The organism is Paucibacter hankyongi (genome assembly GCF_037482915.1).
GTDB classification, from domain to species: domain Bacteria; phylum Pseudomonadota; class Gammaproteobacteria; order Burkholderiales; family Burkholderiaceae_C; genus Paucibacter_A; species Paucibacter_A hankyongi.
On record NZ_JBBHJX010000006.1, the window covers coordinates 192,542 to 219,035 of the forward strand.

General features: G+C 64.7%; 18 protein-coding genes. 8 read left to right on the forward strand and 10 right to left on the reverse strand.

Annotated features, from left to right (window positions below; all coding sequences use genetic code 11):
- Positions 1 to 7 precede the first annotated feature (7 nt).
- From WG899_RS11765 to WG899_RS11780, 4 genes are read right to left on the reverse strand one after another with little or no spacing between them, the layout of a single operon-like run.
- A complete protein-coding gene (locus WG899_RS11765) occupies positions 8 to 781 on the reverse strand; it encodes a DeoR family transcriptional regulator (RefSeq protein ID WP_339595840.1) in 774 nt (257 codons plus the stop codon).
- A gap of 33 nt (positions 782 to 814) precedes the next feature.
- Positions 815 to 2,146: a D-tagatose-bisphosphate aldolase, class II, non-catalytic subunit gene (locus WG899_RS11770; RefSeq protein WP_339595841.1), complete on the reverse strand. Its 1,332-nt coding sequence runs from the start codon at positions 2,144 to 2,146 to the stop codon at positions 815 to 817.
- Positions 2,147 to 2,194: 48 nt separating this feature from the next.
- Positions 2,195 to 3,154 carry an ROK family protein gene (locus tag WG899_RS11775; RefSeq protein WP_339595842.1) on the reverse strand — a complete coding sequence of 320 codons (960 nt, stop codon included), beginning with the start codon at positions 3,152 to 3,154 and terminating at the stop codon, positions 2,195 to 2,197.
- Positions 3,138 to 4,316, reverse strand: coding sequence for an AgaS family sugar isomerase (locus tag WG899_RS11780; RefSeq protein ID WP_339595843.1), 1,179 nt, complete (start codon positions 4,314 to 4,316; stop codon positions 3,138 to 3,140). Before WG899_RS11780 ends, WG899_RS11775 begins: the two co-directional genes overlap by 17 nt.
- Before the next feature lie 363 nt (positions 4,317 to 4,679).
- Here WG899_RS11780 and WG899_RS11785 point away from each other — a divergent pair, with 363 nt between their 5' ends.
- The 5 genes from WG899_RS11785 to WG899_RS11805 all read left to right on the forward strand — a co-directional run bounded on the left by WG899_RS11785 (position 4,680) and on the right by WG899_RS11805 (position 14,026).
- Positions 4,680 to 8,090 carry a TIM-barrel domain-containing protein gene (locus WG899_RS11785; protein ID WP_339595844.1) on the forward strand — a complete coding sequence of 1,137 codons (3,411 nt, stop codon included), beginning with the start codon at positions 4,680 to 4,682 and terminating at the stop codon, positions 8,088 to 8,090.
- Between the two features lie 115 nt (positions 8,091 to 8,205).
- The gene (locus tag WG899_RS11790) at positions 8,206 to 11,145 is read left to right on the forward strand and encodes a TonB-dependent receptor plug domain-containing protein (protein ID WP_339595845.1); all 2,940 of its coding nucleotides are present in this window, start codon (positions 8,206 to 8,208) and stop codon (positions 11,143 to 11,145) included.
- 244 nt (positions 11,146 to 11,389) lie between these two features.
- Entirely contained in the window at positions 11,390 to 12,745 is a 1,356-nt protein-coding gene (locus WG899_RS11795; protein WP_339595846.1) for a Gfo/Idh/MocA family protein, read from the forward strand.
- A gap of 208 nt (positions 12,746 to 12,953) precedes the next feature.
- Complete coding sequence (locus WG899_RS11800; RefSeq protein ID WP_339595847.1) at positions 12,954 to 13,595, forward strand: substrate-binding periplasmic protein; 642 nt, start codon at positions 12,954 to 12,956, stop codon at positions 13,593 to 13,595.
- A 215-nt stretch (positions 13,596 to 13,810) separates the two neighbouring features.
- Positions 13,811 to 14,026: a hypothetical protein gene (locus WG899_RS11805; RefSeq protein WP_339595848.1), complete on the forward strand. Its 216-nt coding sequence runs from the start codon at positions 13,811 to 13,813 to the stop codon at positions 14,024 to 14,026.
- A 4-nt stretch (positions 14,027 to 14,030) separates the two neighbouring features.
- Here the strand turns inward: WG899_RS11805 and WG899_RS11810 are convergent, their stop codons facing one another.
- Positions 14,031 to 15,305, reverse strand: coding sequence for an MFS transporter (locus WG899_RS11810; RefSeq protein WP_339595849.1), 1,275 nt, complete (start codon positions 15,303 to 15,305; stop codon positions 14,031 to 14,033).
- A gap of 131 nt (positions 15,306 to 15,436) precedes the next feature.
- On the opposite strand from WG899_RS11810, the gene WG899_RS11815 reads away from it, so the two are divergent.
- The 3 genes from WG899_RS11815 to WG899_RS11825 all read left to right on the forward strand — a co-directional run bounded on the left by WG899_RS11815 (position 15,437) and on the right by WG899_RS11825 (position 20,973).
- On the forward strand, positions 15,437 to 17,404 hold the full coding sequence (locus tag WG899_RS11815) for a hypothetical protein (RefSeq protein ID WP_339595850.1): 1,968 nt from the start codon (positions 15,437 to 15,439) through the stop codon (positions 17,402 to 17,404).
- A 174-nt stretch (positions 17,405 to 17,578) separates the two neighbouring features.
- Positions 17,579 to 19,366 carry a DUF1800 domain-containing protein gene (locus WG899_RS11820; RefSeq protein WP_339595851.1) on the forward strand — a complete coding sequence of 596 codons (1,788 nt, stop codon included), beginning with the start codon at positions 17,579 to 17,581 and terminating at the stop codon, positions 19,364 to 19,366.
- Between the two features lie 68 nt (positions 19,367 to 19,434).
- Complete coding sequence (locus WG899_RS11825; RefSeq protein ID WP_339595852.1) at positions 19,435 to 20,973, forward strand: DUF1501 domain-containing protein; 1,539 nt, start codon at positions 19,435 to 19,437, stop codon at positions 20,971 to 20,973.
- Here WG899_RS11825 and recQ read toward each other — a convergent pair.
- From recQ to WG899_RS11850, 5 genes are all read right to left on the reverse strand, one after another.
- Positions 20,970 to 22,841, reverse strand: a complete 1,872-nt coding sequence (gene recQ / locus WG899_RS11830) for a DNA helicase RecQ (protein ID WP_339595853.1) — start codon at positions 22,839 to 22,841, stop codon at positions 20,970 to 20,972. The genes WG899_RS11825 and recQ overlap by 4 nt on opposite strands.
- 89 nt (positions 22,842 to 22,930) lie before the next feature.
- The gene (locus WG899_RS11835) at positions 22,931 to 23,851 is read right to left on the reverse strand and encodes a head GIN domain-containing protein (protein WP_339595854.1); all 921 of its coding nucleotides are present in this window, start codon (positions 23,849 to 23,851) and stop codon (positions 22,931 to 22,933) included.
- The gene (locus tag WG899_RS11840; protein ID WP_339595855.1) at positions 23,848 to 24,624 is read right to left on the reverse strand and encodes a LytR/AlgR family response regulator transcription factor; all 777 of its coding nucleotides are present in this window, start codon (positions 24,622 to 24,624) and stop codon (positions 23,848 to 23,850) included. The genes WG899_RS11835 and WG899_RS11840 overlap by 4 nt, the downstream gene beginning before the upstream one ends.
- Positions 24,621 to 25,739 (reverse strand): sensor histidine kinase, encoded by a 1,119-nt coding sequence (locus tag WG899_RS11845; protein WP_339595856.1) that lies wholly within the window; start codon positions 25,737 to 25,739, stop codon positions 24,621 to 24,623. Before WG899_RS11845 ends, WG899_RS11840 begins: the two co-directional genes overlap by 4 nt.
- Before the next feature lie 117 nt (positions 25,740 to 25,856).
- Positions 25,857 to 26,486, reverse strand: a complete 630-nt coding sequence (locus WG899_RS11850; RefSeq protein WP_339595857.1) for a nitrous oxide reductase accessory protein NosL — start codon at positions 26,484 to 26,486, stop codon at positions 25,857 to 25,859.
- Between the last annotated feature and the right edge of the window lie 8 nt (positions 26,487 to 26,494).

A 26,494-nucleotide genomic window follows, 5' to 3' on the forward strand; every position in this document is an offset into this window, starting at 1 on the left:
TTTTCTTTCAGTCAACGATGATCAGTTCAATGCCCAGCCGCAGCAGTCCTTCGCGGTACTCGGGGCTGATGCCGGCATCGGTGATCAGCGTGTGCACGCGGTCGAGTTGCACGATGCGGTGCAGGCTGGCGCGGCCAAATTTGCTGGAGTCGCTCAGCACGATGACCTTTTTGGCCCGCTCCACCATCATGTGGTTCAGGCGCGCTTCGGCCTCGTGGTGGGTGGTCAGGCCGAACTGCAGGTCGCAGCCGTCGACGCCCAGGAAGAGCTTGTCGAAGTTGTAGCCATTCAGGCAGGCTTCGGCCTGGGTGCCGAGAATCGACAGCGACTTCTTGCGCAGCAGGCCGCCGGTCAGCATCACCTCAACGCCGTCTACGTCGGCCAATTCCCAGGCGATGTTGAGGCCGTTGGTCATCACCGTGACCTCGCGCAGATCGCGGATATGGTGGGCCAGCGCCATCGTGGTGGTGCCGGAGTCGATGATGATGTTGTCGCCGCTGTGCACCATCTGCGCCGCACGGGTGCCGATGCGCTCCTTCAGCGTCGTGTTCAGCGTGTCCTTCTGGCGGATATTGTGTTCGGGCGGCGGCATGCGCTTGAGCGTGGCGCCGCCATAGCTGCGCGTCACCAAGCCCTGCTCTTCAAAGGCGCTCAGGTCGGTGCGTATCGTCACCGAAGACACGCCCAGCAGCGGCGCCAAATCCGAGACCTGCACGCTGCCTTTTTCCATCAGCAGTTGCAAAATCTGTTCGCGCCGTTTTCCGGTGTTTCTTGTCGTCATAGCGGGTAATAGCTTTCGTTCAATGCCGAAAGCTTATACGACCGAAAGTTTTTTGCCACCCGAGCTTTCGATGACGCTTGAAACCTTGTCTTGGGCGCAAGCGCGGGCATAGCGGGCCAGCACCGTGCCGACCTTGTGCTGGGCCAGGGCGGTGGCGCTGGGTGCCAGCCCGCCCTGCAGCACCGCATCGAACTGCTCGGGCAGATATTGGCTGAGCAGCGGCAGCGGGATGCTGAGGGCGTCCAGATTGGCGATCAGCCGCTCCAGCGCGGCCTGCACCTGAGCGTCGCCCCAGTAGTAGCGGCAGCGGTCGCTGAGCGCGTAGGCGCGCAGCAGGCCTTGTTCCTCGGCGCTGCCCCCATAGTGCTTTTGCCACTGCTTGGGCGCAGCCAGCATGGCGGCGTCCAGCACCTCGGGCAGGTGCGAGCAGCGATCGGCGGGCAGCAAGGCGGACTCGATGGCGGCCAGCGCGAACCAAGCCTCACGCAGCGCAAAGGTGACCGCAGGGCCGACCTTCAGGATGGCGAAATGGTCGCGCACCAAGGCGTGCAGCGAGGCTTCGGTTTGGTAATCGGTCGAATGGGCCTCATAGACCAAGCCGCTGTGTTCCAGCACAAAGCTCGACAAGGCGGCGGCCTCGGCCGGACGATAGTGGTGGATGCTGCTGTGGTCGAAGTCCACGCCCGGTTGCACCACCAGGGCAATGACGCGCTGCCAGGCGGCCTGCAAGTCGGGCGCGGCAAAGGCCTGCCGGTGAATCTCCAAGGTATGGGCCGCGGCGGCCGGCGTTGTCACCGCCAGGCCCTGGGCCAGCGAGGCCTCGCCGCCGGGGATCGGGACCTCGGTGCCGATCACATAAACCGGCGGCTGCAGGCCGGCGTCTCGGGCGGCCTGCTCGGCTACCCGGGCCAGCTCGGCCGAGCGTTCGGCCACGCAAGCGTCGGACAGCGGCCGTGGGTCGTCGGCGCAAGACATGCTGCAATCGAGGTGGATCTTCTCGAAGCCGGCCGCCACATAGCTGCGGATCAGTTCGCGCGCAAAGCCCATCGCCTCGGCGGCGGCCAGGTGTTGCCAAGCGTTCGGGCCGAGGTGGTCGCCGCCCAGAATCAAGCGCTTGACCGGAAAGTCTTGCGCTTGCGCCAGTTCCAGCACATAGGCGCGGAACTGCGCCGGCGTCATGCCGGTGTAGCCGCCGAACTGGTCCACCTGGTTGGAGGTGGACTCGATCAACAAGGGCCCGCCGTACTGCTTGGCCACATCCATGGCGGCGCGCAGCACATACACATTGGCCGAGCAAACGCTGTAGATGCCCAGGGCCGCACCAGCGCGATGCTGGGCGATCAGTTCAGAAAGAAGGGACGACATGGCGAGAAGTATTCCGAGTGTTCTAGGGGAGTCGGCGTGGGCGCGGCGTCAGACGCCGTTGCCGCTTGCTGGGTGCGGTGTCTGCTGCATGGCCAGCAAGGCTGCGCCGCGGGTACCGGCGGCGTCGCCGAAGCGCGGCGGCAAGATCGGCGGCAATTGCACGCTGGCAAACAGATGCGTGGCCACGGCCTGCGGCAACTGCGTGTAGAGCCGCTGCATTTGGGACAGGCCGCCGCCCAGCACGATCACATGCGGGTCTTCGATCAAGATCAGCTGCGCCAGACCATAGGCCAGCACATCCAGATGCATCAGGCGCACCCGCAGGGCGAGGGGATCTGCCGCCTCGGCACGGGCTTCGATGGCCGGCACGTCCAGGGCCTCGCCGCCGAAATATTGGTAGAGCGCGGCCAGGCCGCTGCCCGACACATAACGTTCCAGGCAGCCGGTCAGGCCGCAGGCGCAGTGCCACAGTGGCAGCTGGTGTTTTTGCTGCAGCGTGGCCGGCAGGGCGCCGTGGCCCCACTCGCCGGCCAGGCCGTTGTGGCCGCGCAAGAGCTGGCCGTTCAGGCAGAAGCCGCCGCCGGCGCCGGTGCCGATGATGGCGCCGAACATGCTGGGGTAGCCCGCGGCCGCTCCGCCATGGGCCTCGGACAGGGCGAAGCACTGGCAGTCGTTGCCGATAGCGACCGGCCGGCCCAGCCGAGCTTGCAGCGCTGGCGCCAGGGCCTGGCCATTCAAGGCCGGCACATTCGAGCTCAGCTGCCGGCCACTGCGCGGATCGGTGACGCCCGGCGCGCCCAGGCCGACCGAGCCGCTTGCGCCCAGCGCCGCATCGGCTTCAAGCACCAGCCCGCAGACGGCATCCAGAAAGGCCTCGAAGCTGTGTCCGGGGGTGGGCACACGCTTGCGAAAGCGCTCCTGCAGCAAGGCCGCATCGGCATAGGCCACCAGCTCGATCTTGCTGCCGCCGATGTCGATGCCGTAGTGGAACTCAGCCGCGTTCGACATAAGGATGCAGGGTCACGCCTTGAACCACGCGGTTGACGGTGCCATCGGGGAAGGGGTTGTCCGGCGTCAGGCCGAGTGCCACCGAACGTTGCAGCGCGTATTGCTGGGCCATCAGCAGCCACAAGGGCGCCAGCCATTCATCGCCACCGGTCAGCAGTGGCGCGTCCGGCGCGCACAGCCATTGCTCGGCGTCGGTTTGCGGTGAGCCGCAGCCCAGCACCAACACGCGACCGGCAACGCGGTCGCGCTGCAGTTCGGCCAGCAGGTCTTCATCAAAGCGGCGCGCATGCGCATCGCTGGAGAGGAACAGCACGACCAAGGTGTTGTTGTCGAGGATGGATTTGGGGCCATGGCGGAAGCCCAGCGGCGTGTTGGCAAAGGCCAGCACGCGGCCACAAGTCAGCTCCAGCACCTTCAGCGCCGCTTCTTTGGCCAAGGCCTCCAGCGGTCCTGCGCCCAGATAGACGATGCGGGAAAAAGGCTGTTGCGCCAAGGCGGCGACCGGCGCGGCCCATTCGCCCAACAGCGTCTGCGCCTGTGCCGCCAGCGCTTCCAGGCGCTCATGGCGTTGTGCCCAAGGCTCGCTTGAGAAGGCCATCAAGGCGGCCAGCTGCATGCTGCTGAAACTGCTGGTCATTGCAAAGCCGCGGTCGCAGCTGGCGGCCGGCATCAGCAGATTGAGTGTGTCGGCCTGCGCCTGGTTGCGGGTGTAGAGCGAGCCCTCGGCATTGCAGGTGATGTTCAAGAAGCGCGGTGCGTCGACCAGCTGACGCAACAGATCCACGGCGCCGAGGCTTTCGGGGCTGTTGCCGCTGCGTGCAAACGAAACCAGCAAGGTCGGGCGGCCGCGTTCCAGGTACAGCCCGGGGTGGCTGATCAGGCTGGTGGTGGGCACGGCACGGACCTCGGCGGCCCAGGTCTTGTTGATGCGCTCCACCACGCCTTCACCGCAATAGGCCGAGCTGCCGGCGCCGGTGAGGATGACCAGATGGCCGGGCTGGGCCAGCCAGTTGTTCAGAAAGGCGTCGATCTGCCCCTGCTGGCTCAACAGACGCTGGCCCAGCTCGCGCCAGACTTGGGCTTGCTGGGCGATTTCCTCGGCAGTGTGCAGGCCTTGGAGTTGACGCCAAGCCTCTGGCGAGCGGTTGAGCAATGAGTTCATAACAATTCGGTCGAAACGGATGATGCCGTCGATGGCTGAAATTACTTTCACTCTAGCAAAAAAGAAAATAAAAAGAAAGATAAAGTTTGAAGGCCCCTGGGGTGAAAAATTCCGGCCTGGATCGAATTGATCCGAGTCTCTTTCGATTGTTGCTGGGCTTGCCGCGCTGAAACGGCACTCTCAAGGCTTGATTGACGATTTGTTAAGTTTCGTTTCAATCAAAAAAATCTAGTGGTTTTCACTGAATTTTCGGCTTTTATCTTTCGTTGTTGTTTTCGTTGGTTTGACACTGCCGGTTGTCCTGCCTAGAGTCCGCTCAACTCATTTCGATTGATGGCCGTGAAGACAAGAAATTTCCTCAGCATGAAAACGGGTTTGCGCGCCGGGCCATTGCCTATCGGTGCGGGCCTGGGGCTGGCGGCCTGGCTGTTGGCGGGTGCGGCCGGCTCGGCCCAAGCGGCGCCCGTTGGCAATTTGCGTGAGTTGACGCCGCTGGTCGTGCCAGACGCTGGCGCGCTGGGCCAGGGCCAGCAGCATTGGGACTTGCGCACCGACGCCAAGGTGCGTGTGCGGGTCAGTCTCTTGCGGGCCGATGTCTTGCGCATCTGGGCGGGCAGCAAAGATCAGTTGCTGCCGGCCGAGGACAAGGCCGCGCCCATCGTGGTGGGGCGCTATGCCGACAAGGTCGAGCACAGCATGAGCGACCTGGGTGACCATTGGTTGCTGAAGACCTCACAGCTGGCGCTGCGCATCCATAAGAAGCCGCTGCGCTTTGCGCTTTACAAGGACGACAACCAGACCCTGGTCTGGAGCGAAACCCAGTCGCTTGATCTGGCCGACAAGCTGAGCGTACAGACCCTCGCCAGCAGCAAGCAAGAGCGCTTCTTTGGCGGCGGTCAGCAAAACGGCCGGTTTGAATTCAAGGGCAAGCAGCTCGAGGTGGGCTACTCCGGCGGTTGGGAGGAGGGCGACCGGCCCAGCCCTGCGCCGTTCTTGATGAGCTCGCGCGGTTGGGGTGTTTTGCGCAATACCTGGAGCGACGGCAGCTACGACCTGCGCCAGCCGGAGCAGATTTCGCTGCAACACCAAGAGGGGCGTTTCGATGCCTACTACTTTGTCGGCGACGGTCCGCGTGAGGTCTTGGCCCGTTACACCGAGCTGACCGGCCGTGCCCGTCTGCTGCCGCGCTGGGCTTATGAGTATGGCGACGCCGACTGCTATAACGACGGCGATAACGTCAAGAAGCCCGGCACCGTGCCCAAGGGCTGGAGCGATGGCCCGACCGGCAAGACGCCGGACGTGATCGAGTCGGTGGCCAAGAAGTACCGCGAGCACGACATGCCCGGCGGCTGGATCTTGCCGAATGATGGCTATGGCTGTGGGTACACCGAGCTACCGCAGGTGGTGAAGGGCCTGAGCGAGCTGGGTTTCCGTACCGGCTTGTGGACCGAGAACGGCGTCGACAAGATCAAGTGGGAAGTCGGCAGTGCCGGTACCCGTGCGCAAAAGCTCGATGTGGCCTGGACCGGCCAGGGCTATCAGTTCGCCATGGACGCGAACCAGTCGGCTTTCAACGGCATTCTGGACAACTCCGACGCGCGGCCGTTTCTGTGGACCGTGATGGGCTGGGCCGGCATTCAGCGCTATGCCGTCACCTGGACCGGTGATCAAAGCAGCAGCTGGGATTACATCCGCTGGCACATCCCCACGTTGATTGGCTCGGCCTTGTCGGGCCAGGTCTATGCCACCGGTGATGTGGACGCCATCTTTGGCGGCAGCCCGGAGACCTTCACCCGCGATCTGCAGTGGAAGACCTTCACCCCGGTGCTGATGGGCATGAGCGGCTGGGCCGCGCAGGCGCGCAAGCATCCCTGGGCCTATGAGGAGCCCTACCGCAGCATCAACCGCAAATATCTGAAGCTGAAGATGCGGCTGACGCCCTATATGTACACCCTGGCCGAAGAGGCCGAGGCCAGCGGCGCGCCGATCGTGCGCGGCCTGATGTGGGACCACCCGAAGGACCCGAACGCCAACACCGAGGCGCACAAATACCAATTCCTGCTGGGCCGTGAACTCTTGGTGGCGCCGGTCTATCGCAGTCAGGCCGCCTCGAGCGGCTGGCGCAAAAACATCTACCTGCCCGAGGGCGCGTGGTTTGACTACTGGGACGGCCGCCTGGCCCGCGCCGGCAAGGACGGCCGCTCGCTTGATCTGCAGGTGACGCTGGACAAGCTGCCGGTATTTGTGCGCGCCGGTGCCATCTTGCCGATGTACCCAGAGATGCTCTATGACGGGCATAAACCCAAGGATCAGCTGACCCTGGATCTGTACCCGCATGGGGAGTCCAGCAGCACGATCTATGAAGACGATGGCCTGACGCGCCAGTACCGCGAGCAGGCCAAGAGCAGCCGCCAAGAGATTCGCATGAGCGCGGTCACGCAGGGCGCCGGTGATGTGCGCATCGAGGTCGGTGCGGTCGTCGGTGAATACGCCGGCCAGTTAGCGCAGCGCAGCCTGGCCTTGATGGTGCACACCCATGCCCGCCCGCAGTCGGTGGAGTTGGGCGGCCAGGTGCTGCCGGCCTTCGGTGACCGGGCCGCGTTCGAGGCGGCCGGCCAGGGTTGGTTCTTTGATGCGCAAGACAAGTACGGCACCGTCCATATCAAGACCGCGCAGCGCTCAATCCGCCATGCCGCGCAGTTCCTCGTGAAGATCAGCGCCGACACGCCGCTGACCCTGAATGAGGACTTCCCGGCCGCGCCAGAGCTGGGCCGCCAGGTGCCGGCCGACAGCCTGACCGTGGTCAACCGCCCCGGCGAGGAGCCCGGTCACCCGATCGAGAACGCCTTCGACGGCAAGCACGACACCTGGTTCCGCACCACCCGCAACCAGGCCATGCGCGCCGGCCCGCATGAGTGGGTGCTGGGCCTGGGTGAGCGCCGTCTGATCGACGGTATCGAACTGGCACCGCGCAATGACAAAAACTGGAAGCACGGCCAGATCTGCGACTACGAGGTCTATCTGGGCGACAACAACGGCGATTGGGGCAAGCCGGTGCAGACGGGGCGACTGCGGCTGCAGGAAGGCTTGCAGACCATCAACTTCGCCAAGCCGGCGGCCGGACGTTTGCTGCGATTCCGCGTCTTGAGTACGCACAACCCAGAGGGGGATGGCGAAGGTGTGAGCGCCAGTGCGGCCGACCCGATGGTGACCGCGGTTGCCCAGGAGAAAGCGCCCGCCAAGGCCTTCAATGCGCTGGCGGCCAGCGATGTTGAGCCGATTGTGTTGTCGAGCTTCCATGTCTTGGAGTACCGCGCGCCGCAGGGCGAAGAGCAGCAAAGCTATCTCAGCGATCTGAAGGCAATGCCCAAGCTCGGGCTCGACAGGCCGGCCAGCGGCGGCACCGAGATGCGCATGAATGGCCTGCTGTTCCGCAAGGGCCTGGGTGTACGTCCGGGTCAAGGCCTGACGCTGAATCTGAGCGGCAACTGGCACTTGTTCCGTGCCGACGTGGGCATTGACGACAGCTGCCGCAAGGCCGGCGGCATGGAGTTCCAGGTCTGGGGCGATGGCCGTCTGCTGTTCAGCAGCGGTGCCATGCAGGCTCCGGCGGTGGTCAAGCCGGAGTTGGATGTCCGTGGCATCAGCCACTTGGAATTGCGCAGCCTGGCCGCGGCGGGAGCCCCGGCCAAGGTCTGCGGCAACTGGGCCAATGCGGCCCTGATCGGGCAGGAAGGGGCAAGGGCCGCAGTCAGGCCCGCAGCACCCCGCTGAAGTCGAAGAAGAAAAACCTCCGCAGTAAGCAAATGCCGCCTTCGGGCGGTCAAGAAGAACACCGTTGAAAAACAAGGTGGCGGCAAAGCTCGCCCCAATCTACCAGGAGATAGCGATGAAACTGACGAAATTGGCGGCCTTGCTGGCCACCGCTGGCTTGACGACTGTTGTTTGCGCGGCCCAGGCCGAATCCTTGGAGCGTGTTGAAGTCACCGGCTCCAGCATCAAACGGGTGAATGCCGAAACCGCCTCGCCGGTGCAGGTGGTGACCGCCAAAGAAATCGAAAGCATGGGCGCTCGCACCTTGCTGCAGGTGCTGGACAACTTGCCCGCCGCCAAGCCGGGCCAGCAAGACTTCCGCTCCATGTTCACCGGCTCCGATGGCGCTTCGCAAGCCAATCTGCGCGGCATTGGTGCGCAGGGCACGCTGGTGCTCTTGAACGGTCGCCGCCTGTCCTTCTACGGCGCGCCTGAGGGCTTCCAAACCCAGTTCGTCAATATCGACACCATCCCGGCTGCTGCGGTCGAGCGCATGGAAATTCTGACCGACGGCGCCTCCGCCATCTATGGCTCGGACGCCATGGCCGGCGTCATCAACGTCATCACCAAACGCTCTTACCAAGGCCTGGAAGTCAAAGTCAGCACCGACCGCTCGGCCGACGTCAAGACCTTTGGCGAACACCAGGCCAGCGCCACCTATGGCTTTGGCGACTTTGACCGCGACCGCTTCAATATCTACGGCTCGATCAATCTGTTCAAGCGCGACCGCATTGCGCTGGCCGACACCTACGACAAGCGCCCGGCCCAGTTCTACGAGAACAACCCGAACTTCGTCAGCAACTTCCGCCTGGGCATTGGCTCCGAGCCGGGTGTGGTCAACAACGGCACTTTGTTCGTGTTCGACAAGGCCAAGGGCAATGCCCGCTTGCAAGAGCCGGCACCCGGTTGCACCACCACCTTTGCCGAAGCCTCGGGCAAGCGTTGCATCTGGAACACCTTGCCTTACCAGTTGGACACCGGCCCCAAGTCCAGCCGCGCCACCGGCTATCTGGCCGGTCGCTTGAACATCAGCCCGACGATGGAAGGCTTTGCCGAAGCCGCCTTCACCCGCATCGACATGCGCGGCGAAAACGGCCCCGGTGCTTTCAACAGCGGCCGCACCATCAACTGGTACTCGCGCAACACCGGCACCACGCTCAACACCTTCGTCAACCCCTTCCTTGGCCCCAATAACGTCTATAACAAGTTGAGCCCGGCTTTGAAGGACAAGATGGGCGGCACCGCTGGTTTGACCTATCTGCTGCAAGACGCGGTGGGCCATTTCGGCCAGAAGAACAAGGACGAGAGCTACCGCGTGGTGGCCGGCCTGCGCGGTTCGCTGGGCGAGTGGGACTATGAGACCGCCTTGAGCGCCGCTGGCAGCCACTCCACACTGTTCCAAACGGTGAACATCAACACCGCCGGTTTCGAGAAGGCTTTCGGCCCCTTCAGCACCGACCCGGTGAGCGGCCGCAGAATCATTGCCGACAAGCCGGCGTATGAGTTTGGCGTCATCAACGAGAAGAATGCGCAGCTGGTGCGCGAAGCCTTCCCGACCTTTGACATCCAGTCTTGGACCCGCCTGGTCACTTTGGACGGCAAGATCGAAGGCACGGTGGCCAAGCTGCCCGCCGGCGATGTGCGCACCGCTTTCGGCGCCAGCGTGATGCAGGAGTCTTTTGTCACCCCGGGCAACAAGGATGCGGCGGACGGACGCATCACCCAGCAAGGCGGCTCTTGGTTTGACGGCAAGCGCACCATCGGCGCGGTGTTTGGTGAAGCCATCGTGCCCATCACCAAGAGCTTGGAGCTGGACGCGGCTCTGCGCTTGGACAAATACCCCCATTTCGGCGCCAATTTGGCTCCCAAAGTGGGCCTGAAGTTCCGCGCCATGCCGGAGCTGCTGCTGCGCGGCACTTACTCGGAAGGCTTCCGTGCGCCCAACCTGGCCGAATCCGGCGAGGGCGGTGTGTTTGCCCAGCGCGGCGGCATGAAGGACAAGGTGCGTTGCGATGAAACCAATGCTCTGGCCAATCTGCTGAAGAAATCCAGCAGCAGCACCGACCAGGACCTGGGTAAGTCGCTGCTGAACCGCGACTGCAGCATCAATATCGCTGGCCTCACGCCGCCAAACAAAGACCTCAAGCCCGAGACCGCCAAGATCTCGACGCTGGGCTTTGTCCTGCAGCCGGCCAAGGCTTTTGACATCTCGGCCGACTACTGGTTCATCTACCGCCGCAACGAGATCGTGCGTCAAGACTTCCAGGAGTTGTACGACGAGTATGCCAAGCAATACGGCCCGACCCTGGCTGGCGCGCCCGGCGTGATCCGCAGCGGCATCAGCGACGAAGACCGCGCCAATATTGCCGCAGCGGCCGCCATGTGTGCCAACCCCGCGAATGCTGCGGCGTGCGTGGGCGGTGCGCCCAAGTACTCGGTGGGTCTGCTGGCCGGCATGAGCAATCGCTATCTGAACCGCGGCGCCACGTTGACCGATGGCTTTGACATCGACTCGCACGCCCGCTTCAGCTTGGGCGATATGGGTCGCCTGAATCTGGGCCTTGCTGCAACCATCATGAACCGCAACAAGCACAAGGATGACGACGCCGGCAGCTTCACCGTCAACAAGGTTGGCTACTACGAGAATCCCAAGCTGCGCGCCACCTTCAGCGCCGCCTGGCAGCTGAACAACTTTGGCAGCACCTTGTTCGTCAACTACACCGGCAGCCGCAAATGGGCTTATGACGACGCGGACGAGGCGGACAACAACCCCAGCACCTGCACCGCTGGTGGCGTGGCTTTGGCGTCCAACCAGTGCGGCGGCGTGCCGGCGCATTACGAAGTTAGCCTGGGCTTCAACTGGACCCCGATGAAGGATTTGAACCTGGGCCTCAACATCAAGAACGTGCTGAATACCAAACCCTATTACGACCCGAACGGCTGGGAAGGCTATGACCACAGCCTGAACCTGTTCGGCCGTGTGTACAGCTTGTCGGCCAGCTACAAGTTCTGGTGAAAACCCGGCGGCCCCGACTCAGGGGCCGCTGTTTGAGCCGCCTGAGCCGATTGACAATAGGCGAAGGGTAATAGGCGGTGCGGCGCGCCGCCTTGTTGGCTCCGCCTTGTTGGCTCCGCCTTGTTGGCTCCGCCTTGTTGGCTCCGCCTTGTTGGCTCCGCCTTGTTGGCTCCGCCTTGTTGGCTCCGCCTTGTTGGCTCCGCCTTGTTGGCTCCGCCTTGTTGATGATTCAGAGACCACGAAGATGAAAAGACGCAGTTTTCTCTCCTCCACCGCAGCGACCCTGGGCGCCGCCGGCCTGCTCCGCCCCGCCATGGCGGCCACGCGTGAGCGCTTGCGCTTGGGTTTGATCGGCACCGGCATGCGGGGTCAGGTCTTGCTCAAGGAGCTGCTGCGCCGCGAGGACGTGGAGGTGGTGGCCTTGTGCGATATCGAGCCCATCATGCTGGGCCGTGCGCTGGCCATGGTGGAAAAGTTCGAGAAGCCCAAGCCGCAGACCTATGGCGAGAGCGGCGACAAGCAGGCTTATCTGCAGCTGTTGGCGCAGAAGAATCTGGACGGCGTCATCATCGCCACGCCTTGGGAGTTGCATGCACCGATGGCGATTGCGGCCATGGAAGCCAAAGTGGCGGTGGGCTGCGAGGTGGTGGCCGGCATCACTCTGCAGGACCATTGGAATGTGCTGCGCACCCAGCAGCGCACCGGCACGCCGTACATGCTGCTGGAGAACGTCTGCTACCGCCGCGATGTGATGACGGTGCTGCAGATGGTGCGGGCGCAGATGTTTGGCGAGCTGGTGCATCTGCAGGGCGGCTATCAGCATGATTTGCGCGCGGTGAAATTCAACTCCGGCAAGCCGACCGAGCCTTACGGCAGCGGTGTCGAGTTCGGAGAAAAAGGCTGGTCGGAGGCGCGCTGGCGCACCGAGCATTCGGTGCAGCGCAATGGCGAGCTCTACCCCAGCCACGGCATCGGTCCCTGCGCGATGTACACCAATATCCATCGCGGCAATCGCTTCACCCACATCAATGCCTTCGCCAGCAAGGCGCGTGGTCTGCAGGACTATGTGGCCAACAAAAAGGGCACGAAGGAGCACCCGAACGCCAAGGTCAAGTTCAAGCTGGGCGACATCGTCACCACCACCTTGGCCTGCGAAAACGGCGAAACGATTCTGCTGCAGCACGACACCTCGCTGCCGCGCCCCTATTCGCTGGGCTTCCGCGTGCAGGGCACGAACGGCTTGTGGATGGATCTGAACCACTCGGTGCATGTGGAAGGCATCAGTCCGCCGCACCAGTGGGAGGACTTCCAGGCCTACCAAGACAAGTTCGAACACCCCTTGTGGAAGAAGCACGCCGCCACCGCCGCCGGCGCCGGCCATGGCGGCATGGACTGGTTCGTCATCAACGCCTTTGTCGAAGCGCTGAAGGCCGACGCGCCCATGCCCATCGACATCTACGACGCGGTCGCCTGGAGCGCCATCACGCCCTTGTCGGAGCAGTCGATTGCCGAGGGTTTCAAGACCTTGCCTTTCCCCGACTTCACCGAAGGCAAGTGGAAGACGCGCAAGCCGATTTTTGCGTTTGACGACAAGTACTGAGGCTTTGCTCGGGCGCTGCCAAGGTTTGCGCTCGTCACAGCGCTGATGACATGTGAAGGCGCTAAGCTCGGGGCATTGAGGCAATGCTGGGCGCATCACTATGGTCTTGTCGGCTGGTCGGCGGCTGTTTTTGTTCGCAAGGGTCCTCGCACTAGCGGGCGCTTGCGTCGGGCCCATTCAGGCTGCGCCAGGCACGTTGGTGTTCGCGGTGGATGCCAGCACGCAACTGCCTTGGGCCGAGTTGCAGAACAACGAGGTTCGCAGCGGGATTCACCGCGACTTGGCCGAGGGCTTGGCGGCGCAAATGGGGCTGCGGGCGCGCTTTATGGTCTTGCCCCGCAAACGCATCGTCGAGCGTTTGGAGCAGGGGCAGGCTGACATTGCCTGCGCCTATCTGCCGCAATGGCTGCTTGGACCCTTCGATTGGAGCGAACCCTTCCTCCCCGACAACGAACTGGTCTTGAGCCTGCGCAGCGCCGCCATGCCACGTCAGCTGAGCGATCTGGCCGGCAAACCGATCGGCACGGTCAGCGGCTTTGCGTACCCTGAACTGCAAAGGCAACTGGGCGCAGGCTTTGTGCGCGAGGACGCGCCGACCATGGGCGCCAATCTTCGCAAGCTGGAGATTGGGCGCATGCAATATGCGGTCGCCAATCAGCGCTACATCGATTACCAGCGTCGCCAGGGTATGTTGAAGCTGGACCTGCATCCCGATTTCAAGGTGTCTCAGTTGGCCATGGCTTGCGCTTTGTCACCGCGCAGCGAGCTGAAGTTGGACCGTTTGAATGGCGCCATTGCCGAGTTCAGCAACAGCGGTGCTCTGGGTCGATTGCTCGCTCGTTACCGCTGACCCGCGCCGCATCGCCCACCAGAACGCCGCCGGGCTGGCTGCGCACAGAGGCCCAGGCGGCGCGGTCATGCAAGGGCGACCATTCGTCGCAGCCAATCTCACTTCGCCCGCTAAAGCGCGCGTTTCGTCGCTTGCCGGCTGCGCCGCGGCGCGGTTTTCAGGACACTGCAGACATTGCAACAGAGGAGCACCCTCAACACCAAGGAGTACCGGCCATGAAAACCAGCTTTAACACATCCCTTCTGAGTACTTTTTTGACCGCGCTGGGCGCGGTTGCGGCCTCGGCCGTGCTCGGGCTGAATCTGGCCGACCAGGCCGAAGCGCAGCAAAAGGTGGAGAAGCAGGCCGGACGAGTGGTGACGGCGCAGCTGCAGGGCGTCATGGTCCAGCAACTGCCGACCGTGTTGATTGAAGGCCGCGCCCGGTCTTGATCGGTCAGCGGAACAGCTGCGGGTAGTCCTTGACGTAACGCCCCTCGGCTTCGGCGTGGGGCAGATTCAGGAAGGCCCGGTAGCCGGGCACCCACAGATAGCCCAGCCCGACCGTGAAGAGGCCCAGGCCGAACAGGCCATAGACCCAGTCGACATTGCTGCGCAACAGGGTCAGGCCGGCAAGACCTGGCCCCAACACGCCGGCCACCTGCATGGCCATCATATTGACGGCCGTCATGCGAGCCCGGTAGCTCTGGGGCATGGCCAAGAGGCGGTGTGTCTGACCGACCATCTGCACGGTGGCAATGCAGGCGCCGAACAGGCCGAAGCCCAGCACCATCAGCAGCGGCGCATGCGTCAAGCCGATGCCCAGCATGACCAAGCCTTCCACCAAGATCGCGCTCAGGCTGGCATTGAAGCGCCCAATGCGCTGCGCCAGCCAGACCGAACCGCCCAGCGAGCCGAGCAGCAGGCCGGCCGACAAACTGGCTTCGCAGGCGCCCAGCCACACCGCCGACAGGCCTAGCGACTGAACCTTCAGCGGCAGCAGCATGCCGATGCCAGGGCCGAAGAAAATCATCACCAAGAAGGACACAAAGGTCCAGCCGCGCTCCATCGGCATCTTCCATTTGGCGGCCAGGCCGGCGCGTAACTCCCTCAAAAAGTCTTTTTTGGCGCCTTGATCGACCGGCGTGGCGGTCTTGATCCGCAGGGCCAGCACGGCCGCACAGACCAGTAGCAAGGCGTGCAACCACAAGGTGGGCGCGGTTCCGGCGGCGGCCAGTAGGGCTCCGCCCAAGACCGGCCCCATCAGCCGGCCGATCGCCTGGGCGCTTTTTTGTAGGCCCAGACCTTCGGTCAGCTGGGCCGGCGGCAGCAGTTCGGCCACGATGCTCAGCGAGGCCGGCATGATGGCCGCCATGGCAATCACCGCCAGCAACTCCAGCGCGATCACCCAACTCAGATGGTAGTAGCCGGCCTGGGCCAGGGCGGCCAGGACCACGCCCTCGGCGGCCATCAGCATCAGGCCTCCGGCAATCAAGCGGCGTTTGGAGATGCGGTCACCCAAGGGCGACAGCAGGGGCAGGGCCACAAAAGAGGCTGCGGACAGGGTGGCGGCAAACAACGCCAACTCGGCGGCGCCGCCTTGGGTGGCCACCCACCAGGGCACGGCCACATGCCCCACCATCAGCGACAGCAGCATCAAGGTATCGCTGATCAGCAGCAATTTGAAGGGCAGCCCCAGCGGGGCGATGCGGCGCGCGACGGCTTGTAACATCGGGCCAGTTTGGCATGCCTTTGTCGAAGGGAATGTTCAGGTCGCGCGCAGAGCGCCCCAAACCACCGTGATGATTCACCTTGCACAGACGCCAAAAAAACCAAACAGCGTACGGCCCACAGGGGATGGAGATGACAAGCAATTTCGTGACACCAATGCGACGCGCCAGCTGGCTGCTCAGTCTGTTGCTGGCGGCCTGCGGTGGAGGTGGCGGCGGCGGTAGCGGCAGCCCCGAGCCTGCGCCGCTTGAAGTGCCGCCGCTGAGTGCCGTCTGTCAGGCTGGCTCGGTGGCCCGCTTGGCCCAGGAGGCTGCGCCGCAGCAGGGGCGCAATAGCGAGCTGGCCTTGCTCTCGTGCAGCAGCGCAGCGCTGAGCCAGATACGCTGGACGCAGACCAGTGGGCCGACATTGAAGCCCTTGTCTGCGGGCTCGGCGGCGATCAGCCTCGAGCCCGCGGTGGCAGGCAGCTACGGCTTTGAGTTGGGCTACACCGATGCCAAGGACCGCAGCTACAAGGCGGCCGTGACCTTCAAGGCCGAGCCGGCCGCCGACGTCGCGCGTTTGACGCTGCGGGCCGAGCCCTCGGTCGTGTCGGGCGGCAAGACTTCTTTGCGCGCCTGGCCGAGCGGCTTGAGTGAGGCCGAGCTGACCGGCGCCAGCTACAGCTGGAGCCAAGTTGACGGGCCCACCGCCACCTTGGGCGAAACCAGCGCCAACCGGCTGCTGCTGACCGCCCCTGTTGTCACCAGCGATCAGCTGCTGCAGCTGCGCGCCAGCATCAGCCTGGCCGATGGCCGCATCTTGACGGGCCAGTTCGCCTTGCTGGTGCAGGCGCCAGCGGCGCGGCCGGCCGATCCCTTGTTTGCGTCCTCGGATGCGATTGCCCGCGTCTATCCTTACCGGGCTGCCAGCCCCTATGCGGGCCCGCTGAGCGACTGTGTCTACAGCGCCGCCCTGAGCAAGAGCAGCCCAAACAATCTTTGCACCCTGGGCCAGCTGCCGCTGCTGGGCCAGGCCACTGGTGGCGCCGTGCCCACGGTGGAGCAGGTGATGGACCGGGTCTTGGTGTCGAACGACTGGATGGGCGAGGTGTTCGAGCGCTTCCTGCGTGAGCAAGACAGCTTTGGCGACTACCGGCGCATGCTGGCGTCGGTCACGGCGGTGGTGATAGGCGGCCGGGTGCGGCCGGCTTTTTACTGGAACGCCACCGGCGCCATCTATCTGGACGCGGCTTATTTCTGGTTGACGCCCGAGCAGCGAGACAGCCTCAGCGAGGCCCCTGATCCGCGCAGCAATAACGGCGCGCTTCTGAACTTTTCGACCCCCTGGCGTTACGTCAAGGACAACCAGCATGCCAGCGTGTCTTATCCGGTCGCCGGCCGCCAAAGCCGTAGCCTGGAGGATTTGCGTTATGAGCTGGGTCGCCTGCTGTATCACGAGCTGACCCACGCGGCCGACTTCATGCCGCCGCGCAGCCATGCCGGCCTGCCCAGCAATAAGCGGGTCTACGAGGCCGGGCCGGCGCTGAGCAGCTCCGAGAATTTGAAGAATCGCCTGCCCTTCTATTCCAGCCAGATGCAGGGTCTGGCGCGGGTGCTGTCCTTTGGTGAGACGCCCAGCGCGCAGCAAATCGCCTACCAAGCGGCCGACATCACTGCCTTCTTCAGCGCTGACCGGGTCAATGACGATTACAGCTACTCGGTGCCCAGCGGCGAGAGCTACTCGCGCGAGGACGCGGCCATGTTGGTGGAGGAGGGCATGATGCAGCTGCGCTATGGCGTGCTGCGCGACTTCGCGGTGGCCGGTAAGTTGCTCCCCGATAGCAATAGCGCCGACCTGATCCTCAACTGGGGCCAGCGCGGCCGCATCGGCGAGCCCAGCATCCGGCCGCGCTTGCAGCTGGTGTTGACCGAGCTGATGCCCTGGCTCAGCCCCAATATCGTCGATGGCTTGGCCGCGCCACTGCCGCTGCGGGCCGGCCTGAGCTGGGGTGCGAATCTGGATCAGGCCGCATTGGCGGCCGGCCAGGCCAAGCCCTTGAGCGAGCAGCAGCGTTTCAATGAGCAGGAGCAAACCACGCGGATGCTGCGCTCAAGATGAGCTGAGCCGGCGGTAAGAAGTCACGCTGCAGCAGCTTGCGGCGCAGCATCGATGCCGGCCGCAACACCTGCCTACACCTTTTGCCAAGTTCCTCAGCCTGCCATGGGCGGCACTGATTAGAGTGCCGCCCATGGCGCTGCCCCAGCAGCTTGGCCAAAGCCTGGAGCACTTGGTATGAGTGGTTTTATTTTTCGATCCCCCCGCGGCCCAGGCCGTAGCCTGACGGCCTTGCTGTTCAGCGCTACCGTCGTGTTGGCCGGCTGCGGCGGCGGCGGTGGCGCCGCAGGCACGGACAGTGGCAGCGCCACGCCCAGCACGCCCGCGCCGCCGGTGATCGCCAAGCCCAGCAGCCGCGACGAAGCGATGCGTTTCTTGATGCAGGCCAGCTTCGGCCCCACCGAGGCGAGCATTGCTGCCGTCATGGACAAGGGTTATGAGCCTTGGCTGGATGAGCAGCTGGCCAAGCCAGCCAGCGCGCATCGCCTCAACTGGGACGCCGCCGACGCGGCCATCAAGGCGGCCGCCCCCGCCAACTCGGCCGGTACCCGCGAGGTGCTGGACTCCTTCTACAAGGTGGCCATCACCGGTGAGGACCAGCTGCGCCAGCGGGTGGCTTATGCGCTGTCCCAGATCATGGTGATCTCGATGGCGCAAGACAATGTGGGCAATCAACCGCGCAGCGTGGCGTCGTACATGGATGTGCTGTCGGCCCATGCTTTTGGCAATTACCGCGACTTGCTGGAGCAGGTGGCCCGGCACCCGGCCATGGGCTTGTATCTCTCGCACCTGAAGAACCAAAAGGAAGACGCCAAGACCGGCCGCGTGCCGGACGAAAACTTTGCCCGCGAGGTGATGCAGCTCTTCTCCATTGGCCTGATCGAACTGAACCCCGATGGCAGCCCCAAGCTGGAGGCCGGCAATCCGAAGCCGACCTATACCGCCGATGACATTGCCGGCATGGCCAAGGTCTTCACCGGCTTCAGCTGGGACGGTGCCGACACCGCCGATGGTCGCTTCTGGGGCTGGTGCCCGGACTATTGCTCGCCCGACCGGACCATCAAGCCCATGCAGGGCTACAGCCAGTTCCACTCGATCAGCGAGAAGCGTTTCCTCGGCAAGGTGCTGCCCGCGCAAGACAAGGCCGATCCGGCCGCCAGCCTGAAGCTGGGCCTGGACACCTTGGCCACGCATGCCAATGTAGGCCCCTTCATCGGCCGCCAGATGATTCAGCGCCTTGTCACCAGCAACCCCAGCCCGGCCTATGTGGCGCGCGTCAGCAAGGCCTTTGGCGCTGGCGATATGAAGGCCATGGTCAAGGCGATTCTGCTGGATGCCGAGGCGCGCGATGTGGCGCTGGCCGGTCAGCCCAGCTACGGCAAGCTGCAAGAGCCGGTGTTGCGCCTCACGGCTGCCTTGCGCGCACTGGGTGCCACCAGCGACAGCGGCGCCTGGCTGATCGGCAGCACCGATGACCCCGGCACCCAACTGGGCCAGTCACCGATGCGCTCGCCCTCGGTGTTCAACTTCTACCGGCCCGGCTTTGTGCTGCCCGGCAGTGAATCGGGCGCGGCCAAGCTGGCCATGCCCGAGCTGCAGTTGGTGCATGAAACCTCGGTGGCCGGCTATGCCAACTACATCAAGAACGGCGTGGCCAGCGGCTTCGGCCAGCGCGGCCTGGACTTCAAAGCGACCCGCAACGATGTGCAGTTCGACCTGACGGCGCTGCTGGCGCTGGCGCCCAAGCCGGCCGACTTGGTCGAGCAGGTCTGCAAGCAATTGCTGGGTGCCCGCGCCAATGCGGCGCTGAAGGCCGAAATGGTGGCGGCGGTGGAGTCGGTCAAGCTGGATGCGCTCAAGCCCGATGCCAGCAATCAGAAAACCGTCGATGACCAGACGCGCAACCGCGCCAAGCTGGCCGTCTATCTGGCGCTGGTGTCGCCTGAGTACCTGGTTCAAAAATAATGGACTTGTGGGTCAGACCTTGGTGCGCAGCGCCATGCTCTGACCCCAACTGACTGGATGGAAGCGCCATGAGCACAAACGTATTCAATTCCCCGGCCTCGCGGCGTGCTTTCTTGCGGCAGGCTGCAGGCATTGCCGGCCTCGGCGCTGCCGCACCGATGGCCCTAAATCTGGCTGCACTCAGCAGTGCGAACGCGCAAACCGCCGGGGACTACAAGGCCCTGGTCTGCGTCTTTTTGTTTGGCGGCAATGACGCCTTCAATATGGTGCTGCCCACCGATGCCGCTTCGTGGTCGGCCTACAGCCAGGTGCGCAATCAGGCGCCTGAGTCGATTGCCTTGCTGGCGCCCGGCACGGCGCCGCAGATGGGAGCCGGAGCAGGCTCGCCGGAGCGACTGGGCGGCGTGCTGCCCATCAGCCCGATCAGCAACCAGGGCCGCACTTTCGGCCTGCACCCATGTATGACCGGCGTGCGCGATCTCTTCGCCGCCGGGCGCTTGGCCGTGCTACCCAATATCGGCCCGCTGGTGCGACCCACCACCAAGGCCGATCTGAAGATCGCCAGCTTCGCTCGGCCGGCCGGCCTGTATTCGCACAATGACCAGCAGTCCACCTGGCAGTCCTTGACGCCGGAAGGCGCCACGGTGGGCTGGGGCGGGCGCTTTGCCGACCTGCTGATGGCGGGCAACACCCAGCCCATCTTCAGCGCCATTTCGGCCGGCGGCAATGCGGTGTTCCTGAGCGGCCAGCAGGCCTTGCAGTATCAGATCAGCACGCGCGGTGCGATCCGCATTGGCGGCAGCGACACCAGTTTGTTCGGCTCCACCGTGGCGCTGGAGCGCATGCGCAATGTGATGCGCGGCGGCCGCAATAGCGACGTGATCGGCCGCGACCATGCAGCCGTGGTGAGCCGCTCTTTGACGGCTGAAGCCTTGATTGCCAGTGCTTTGCCGGCGGTCAATGTCGCGCCCTACGGCACGCCGGGCCTGGCCAATGGCGCGGCCGATCCGCTCTTGCAGTACGACAACCCGCTGACCGGCGGCAAATCAAACAACAACCTGGCGCAGCAGCTGCAAGTGGTGGCGCGCACCATGGGCGCGCGCAGCGCGCTGGGCGCCGGGCGGCAGGTCTTCTTTGTCAGCATGGGCGGCTTTGACACCCATGACGGGCAGAACCGCGCCCAGGCCGACTTGATGGCCAAGCTCTCGCATGCCTTGGCCTACTTTGACAACACCTTGGGCGCCATGGGCTTGCGCAACAACGTCACCACCTTCACCGCCAGTGATTTTGGCCGCACCTTCACCAGCAATGGCGACGGCACCGACCATGGCTGGGGCAGCCACCATTTCGTCATGGGCGGCGCCGTCAAGGGCCGCGAGTTCTACGGCAAGTTCCCGGTCGTCGGGCTGAAGAACGCCAAGAACAATGACTTCGACAGCAGCCCGAATCAGCTCGGCAATGGCAGCCTGCTGCCCGAGACCTCGGTGGAGCAACTCGGCGCCACGCTGGGGCGCTGGATGGGCGTCAGCGAGGGCTCTTTGGCCGACATCTTCCCGAATCTGAAGAACTTCGACGCCAGCAAGCGGGACCTGGGTTTTATGGCCTAAGCGTCATCCAAGACGCGCAGAATCTCCGCGCCATAGGCTTCCAACTTCTTCGCCCCCACGCCGCTGATCTGGCCCAGCTCATCGAGTGACTGCGGCTGTTGGCGGGCCATTTCGGCCAGGGTCACGTTCTGGAAGATCACATAGGCCGGCAGGCCATGTTCCTTGGCGACCTCGGCACGCCAGGCCTTGAGTTGCTCGAAGCGGGCCTGAGCGGACTCGTCCAAGTCCACCGGCGCGGAACTGCGGCCCGAGCCGCTGGGCTTGCTGCCGCGAGAGAGCTTGCCCTTCTTGGGCGCCACGCTGGGCACGCGCAAGAGCAGTTGCACCTCGCCCTTCAGCACCGAGCGGGCGCTGTCGGCCAGGGCCAGGGTTTGGTATTCGCCCTCGGTGAAGACATGGCCGAGCGCGATCAACTGCCGCAGCACCGCGCGCCACTGCGTCTCCGGCAGGTCGGCGCCGATGGCCCAGGTGCTGAGCGTTTGGTGACCGTATTGCGTGACCTTGTCGGTGACCTTGCCGCGCAGCACATCGATCAAATGGCCGGCGCCAAAACGCTGGCCGCCGTTTTGATGAAAGCGGTAGATGCAGCTGAGTAGCTTGCGCGCGGCATCGGTGCCGTCCCAGGTGGCGGGCGGAACCAGGCAGTTGTCGCAATTGCCGCAAGCGCTGCTCATTTCGCCGAAGTAACTGAGCAGGCGCACGCGCCGGCAGTCGGTCGCCTCGGCCAGGGCCAAGAGGGCATCGAGCTTGCCGCGCTGGCCTTTTTTGAACTCTTCGCCGGCGGGGCTTTCGTCGATCATGCGGCGCTGGTTCACCACATCAGCCAGGCCGTAAGTCATCCAGGCATCGGCCGGGGCGCCGTCGCGGCCGGCACGGCCGGTTTCTTGGTAATAGCTCTCGATGTTCTTGGGCAGGTCCAGGTGGGCGACGAAGCGCACATCCGGTTTGTCGATGCCCATGCCGAAGGCGATGGTGGCCACCATCACGATGCTGTCTTCGCGCAAGAAACGGTCTTGGTGGCGTTGCCGCACGGCGGCGTCTAGGCCGGCGTGATAGGGCAGGGCTTTGATGCCTTCGGCCTCCAGCCAGGCGGCGGTTTCTTCGACTTTTTTGCGGCTCTGGCAGTAGACAACGCCGGCGTCGTCGGCGTGCTCGTCTTGGATGAAGCGCAAGAGCTGTTCGCGCGGCTTGTCTTTTTCGACAATGGCGTAGCGGATATTGGGCCGGTCAAAGCTGCTGATGAAAATGCGCGCTTCTTCCAGGCGCAGGCGCTCGATGATGTCGGCGCGGGTCAGCTCATCGGCGGTGGCGGTGAGCGCGATGCGCGGCACCTCGGGGTAGCGCTCGTGCAGCAGCGACAGGGCCAGGTATTCGCTGCGGAAATCGTGCCCCCATTGGCTGACGCAATGTGCCTCGTCGATGGCAAACAGGCTCAACAGGCCGCGTTCATACAGCGAGTCCAGCTGGGCCAGAAAGCGTGGGTTGGTGATGCGCTCCGGCGCGGCGTAGAGCATCACCAGGCGGCCGCCCATCATTTCTCGCTCCACATGGCTGGCCTGCTCGCTGCTCAGCGTGGAGTTCAAAAAGGCGGCGTGCACCCCGGCCTCTTCCAAGGCGCCAACCTGGTCATGCATCAGCGCGATCAAGGGGCTGACCACCACGGTCACGCCTTGGCCGGCGCGGTGGCGGGCAATGGCGGGGATCTGGTAGCAGAGGCTCTTGCCGCCGCCGGTGGGCATCAGCACCAGGGCGTCGCCAGCGGCCACCACATGGTCAACGATATCGGCTTGGGCACCGCGGAACGCGGGGTAGCCGAACACCTCTTGCAAGATGCTCAGCGGCGGGGATGATGGATGGGGCTGACTCATGGATGGCGCCATTGTCGGCCACGGCGAACAAACCCCTCGTCAGCGCGGGTCAAAAGCTTGCAAGTGGCGCGTTTGAGTGGCGCGGCGCTTCAGGGTGCAGAGCTGGGCAGGGCGCGTGCGGTCACGGCCTTGTCGCCACGGGCATTGACGCGTGCAATGCCGCTTGAATTGCGTGTCACCTCCGGGCGACCCCAATAGTCAATCTGGCCAAAGCCGGAGACGCCCAGACTCAAGAGCTCGGTGGCCCAGACCTCGGCACCGCCGATGCCGCTGATGCTGACCGAGGCGCGCTGCGCTTGCAGGTTTTCGGCCTGCAGGCGGCCCTTGCCCGACACTCTCAGATTCAGCTCATTGACCTGGCCGCTGATGCGACCTTCGCCGGCGCCGGAGATGCCGAAGTCCAGCCGTTCGGCAATCAAGTCGTCAAAGCGGGCGGCTCCGGCCCCCGAGATGCTGACTACCAGCTTGACGGCCTTGAAAGCCCCAGGCGCATGCAGGTCCCCGGCACCGGACAGCACCAATTGGTTCAGGCGCCGCATCGTCACATCGATCTGCGGGCGTTGGTTGCGCCACATCTTCCAGCCATCGACCGAACGGATCTGCAGCCGGTCGCCGGCAAATTCCAGTTCGATGGCTTTTTGCGCCTCGGCATCGCCGGCCACAAAGACCTGGTCGCGCTCGCCCTGGATCAGCCGCACATTGGCCGAGCCCGACAACTCAACCCGCTCGAACGGGCGCGATGTATACAGCCGCCCTTCGGCCGCCGGGAGCGGCGGTGGCACCGGTGGCGCTGGGGTCGAAGGCAGCACCAGGATGTGCACCTGGGGTCGATTGGGCTGTGGTGCGGGCTGCGGTGCGGGCAGCGCCGGTGGTGGCGGCGGATTGCCTGCCGTCGCCGGCGCCACTGGCGCCACCGGTGGAAGGGGCAGCGCTTGGCTCCAGCTCGCGCCCACCAGCAAGGCGCTCAAGAGGCCGAGCGAGACGGCGCGGCAAGTCTTGCGTAGGCTCATATCGACTGCTCCCTCAGTTTTTTGGACACTTCGCGATTGGCGGTGAAGCGCGTGCCGTCCTGCATCTGCACGATCAGCTGCGAGTTGTCGTCCGGCGTCATCGAGACGACGAAATCCAGGTTGACGATGCAGCTGCGCTGCAGCTTCAAGAAACGGCTTGAGTCGAGGCGCTGCTCGAAGGCGGCGATTGGCAGTCGCACCAGGAATTGCTTGCCGGCGCTGGCCACCGCGGTGTATTTGATGTCGGAGCGCAGGTACTCGATCGCGTCCACCTGCAAGGGGAAAATCTTGCCCTGGTCGCGCACCAGGATGCGGGTCAGCGGTGAGCTGTCGCTCATGGCCGAGGCCGCCTCCAGCGAATTGCCTAGCCCCGCGCCGCCGGGCAGTGAACGCAGCGCATGGTCCACCGCTTCATTGAAACGCTCTTGCGAGAAGGGCTTGAGCAGATAGTCGGCGGCATGCAACTCAAAGGCGGTCAGCGCATGCTCGTCGTAGGCGGTGGTGAAGATCACCCGCGGCTGCGCCTGGCCCTCCAACTCGTTGGCGTCCGCCAGCGTGCGCAGCACCTGCAAGCCGGTCAGCCCCGGCATCTGAATGTCCATGAAGACCAGCGCCGGTTGCAGTCGGCGGATCTCGGCCAGCGCGCTGACGCCGTCGGCGCAGCAGGCCACCAGTTCCAGCTGCGGTTGTTGCGCCACCCATTCGGCCAGTGCTTCGCTGGCCAGCGGTTCGTCTTCGGCGATCAGGGTGCTGATGCGTGTGCTGTGGTTCATAGGGATTGGGGAATTCTCAAATCGACGCGAAAACCTGCGCCGGGGGCGGTGTGAATCTGCAGCCGCGCGCGGCCTTCGTAGTCCAGTTTGAAGCGGCGGCGCAAGGCCCCGAGCCCGATGCCGCCGAGTTTGGCTTCGGCGCGCGGCCGTTCCAAGGTCAGCGGGTCGCAGCCGGCGCCATCGTCACGCACGCTCAGGGTCAAGTCTTGCGACAAGGCGTCGCGGCGGGCGCTGATGCTGATGGTGCCACCCTGCAGGCGCGGAGCGATGCCGTGAACAATGCTGTTCTCAACCAAGGGCTGCAGCGTCAGCGGCGGCAGTTCGTCGTCCAGGGTTTCCTCGGCGATGTCCCAGCTCAGCTGCAGGCGCGCGCCCAAACGCAGCGACTCCAGCGCCAGATAGTCGCGCACAAAGTCGAGTTCTTCGCGCAGCGAGACCCGGTCGGCGCTGCCGCGCTTGCTGGCCAGCACATAGCGCAGCATGTCAGAGAAGCGCATCAAGGCTTGCTCGGCGGCCTTGGCGTCCTTGCGGGTCAGCGCGATCAGTGAGTTCAGAGTGTTGAAGAGAAAGTGCGGGTTCAGCTTGCCGCTGATGGCGGCCAACTCGGCGCGCGCCAAGGCGCTTTCGGCCTGCGCTGCGGCGACCGCGCTGGCACGGGCCCGGCGGGCATTCAGCACCGCGGCAAACCCGGTCGCCAGCGGCACATAGACAAACACCCCGGTGATGACGCGCCAGGCCGCCGCTTGCTCCAGGGTGGCCCAGGCATGCTCGGCGCCAAACAGCGCGCCGGCCAGGGCCACATCGGCCCCCAACCAAAGCGCGCTGAACAAGAGCGCCGCCAGGCCATGCAGGACGAGTTGACCCGGCAGGCTCAGTTCATGGCGCTGCATCCAGCGCATCCAGGGCCAGACCGCCGTGCCCAGCAGCATCGGGGCCCACAGCGTCAGCGTGGCTTCGTAGATGGCCGACCAGAGCACCCAGGGACCGCGCTGGTAGTCGGTGCCGGCCAAGATATAGAGCGTCCAGCTCAGCAGGCAACTGCCGGCATAGGCCAGCCAGAAGCGGCGCTGGGCCTGTTCGGGCGGGTCTTGGGGCTTGACGATTCTTTGATCCATGGCGGCATCTTAGGCAAGCCCGGCGTGCGCCGGGCCGGGTCGGTGCCCATCTGCGGGATGCGAGGTCTGATTTGCGGGCCTATGCGATTGGCCTTGCCCGCAGCAGCAGCCAGCCCCTCAATGCCGGTGCTTGCCCTGGGCGCCCAGGCCTTTGAGCAGCCCGGCGTCGATCTGCGCCAGCGTCAGCAGGCGTCCGCCGCGCTGTTCGGCGAAGCGCTGTGCCGCGGCGGCATCACCAAAGGCGGGCAGATTGCCGGCCCGCATCGGCCCGCTGGCGTTGGAACCGTGCACATAGACGGCGGCCTCGGCGGCCAGCCAGGCGCCGCTGTTGGCGTCGGTCACATAGCGGGCGGCTATTTGTTCGGCGCTGCGGCCGCGGCTGTAGCGGCCGACGTCTTGCAGATACAGCATCAGGGTCAGCGGCGAGTCGAAGAACTGGGTGTCGCCGTTGTCGAAGATCACTTGCGCCGCCCAGTCGCGCGAGCGTGCAGGGTACATGCCGCAGACCGGGCAGCGCGCATCCGCAGGCACCGGCCGTGGCGCCAGCAGGGCAAGGCCCGAGGCCGGCTCATAGGGCGTTGGCGGCGCCACCACGCAGACCTCGGCGCTGGGGTCGAGGCCGGCCAGCCTGGCCTGGCCGGGCAGCCATTGCAGGCTACCGGCCAGCGCCAAGGCGGCGAAAGCGCCCCAGGCCAGCCGGCTCAAGACGCCCAGCGGGCCGTGCAGCGGTGCGGAAACGGGCAGCATCGCGAGCG

Bases quoted from the DNA above. Each gene is read 5' to 3' on its own strand.
- WG899_RS11775 (WP_339595842.1), bottom strand. From the start codon at position 3,154: ATGTCGAACGCGGCTGAGTTCCACTACGGCATCGACATCGGCGGCAGC.
- WG899_RS11810 (WP_339595849.1), bottom strand. From the start codon at position 15,305: ATGTTACAAGCCGTCGCGCGCCGCATCGCCCCGCTGGGGCTGCCCTTC.
- WG899_RS11815 (WP_339595850.1), top strand. From the start codon at position 15,437: ATGACAAGCAATTTCGTGACACCAATGCGACGCGCCAGCTGGCTGCTC.
- WG899_RS11785 (WP_339595844.1), top strand. From the start codon at position 4,680: ATGAAAACGGGTTTGCGCGCCGGGCCATTGCCTATCGGTGCGGGCCTG.
- WG899_RS11780 (WP_339595843.1), bottom strand. From the start codon at position 4,316: ATGAACTCATTGCTCAACCGCTCGCCAGAGGCTTGGCGTCAACTCCAA.
- WG899_RS11765 (WP_339595840.1), bottom strand. From the start codon at position 781: ATGACGACAAGAAACACCGGAAAACGGCGCGAACAGATTTTGCAACTG.
- recQ (WP_339595853.1), bottom strand. From the start codon at position 22,841: ATGAGTCAGCCCCATCCATCATCCCCGCCGCTGAGCATCTTGCAAGAG.
- WG899_RS11820 (WP_339595851.1), top strand. From the start codon at position 17,579: ATGAGTGGTTTTATTTTTCGATCCCCCCGCGGCCCAGGCCGTAGCCTG.
- WG899_RS11840 (WP_339595855.1), bottom strand. From the start codon at position 24,624: ATGAACCACAGCACACGCATCAGCACCCTGATCGCCGAAGACGAACCG.
- WG899_RS11825 (WP_339595852.1), top strand. From the start codon at position 19,435: ATGAGCACAAACGTATTCAATTCCCCGGCCTCGCGGCGTGCTTTCTTG.
- WG899_RS11795 (WP_339595846.1), top strand. From the start codon at position 11,390: ATGAAAAGACGCAGTTTTCTCTCCTCCACCGCAGCGACCCTGGGCGCC.
- WG899_RS11850 (WP_339595857.1), bottom strand. From the start codon at position 26,486: ATGCTGCCCGTTTCCGCACCGCTGCACGGCCCGCTGGGCGTCTTGAGC.
- WG899_RS11770 (WP_339595841.1), bottom strand. From the start codon at position 2,146: ATGTCGTCCCTTCTTTCTGAACTGATCGCCCAGCATCGCGCTGGTGCG.
- WG899_RS11790 (WP_339595845.1), top strand. From the start codon at position 8,206: ATGAAACTGACGAAATTGGCGGCCTTGCTGGCCACCGCTGGCTTGACG.
- WG899_RS11835 (WP_339595854.1), bottom strand. From the start codon at position 23,851: ATGAGCCTACGCAAGACTTGCCGCGCCGTCTCGCTCGGCCTCTTGAGC.
- WG899_RS11845 (WP_339595856.1), bottom strand. From the start codon at position 25,739: ATGGATCAAAGAATCGTCAAGCCCCAAGACCCGCCCGAACAGGCCCAG.
- WG899_RS11805 (WP_339595848.1), top strand. From the start codon at position 13,811: ATGAAAACCAGCTTTAACACATCCCTTCTGAGTACTTTTTTGACCGCG.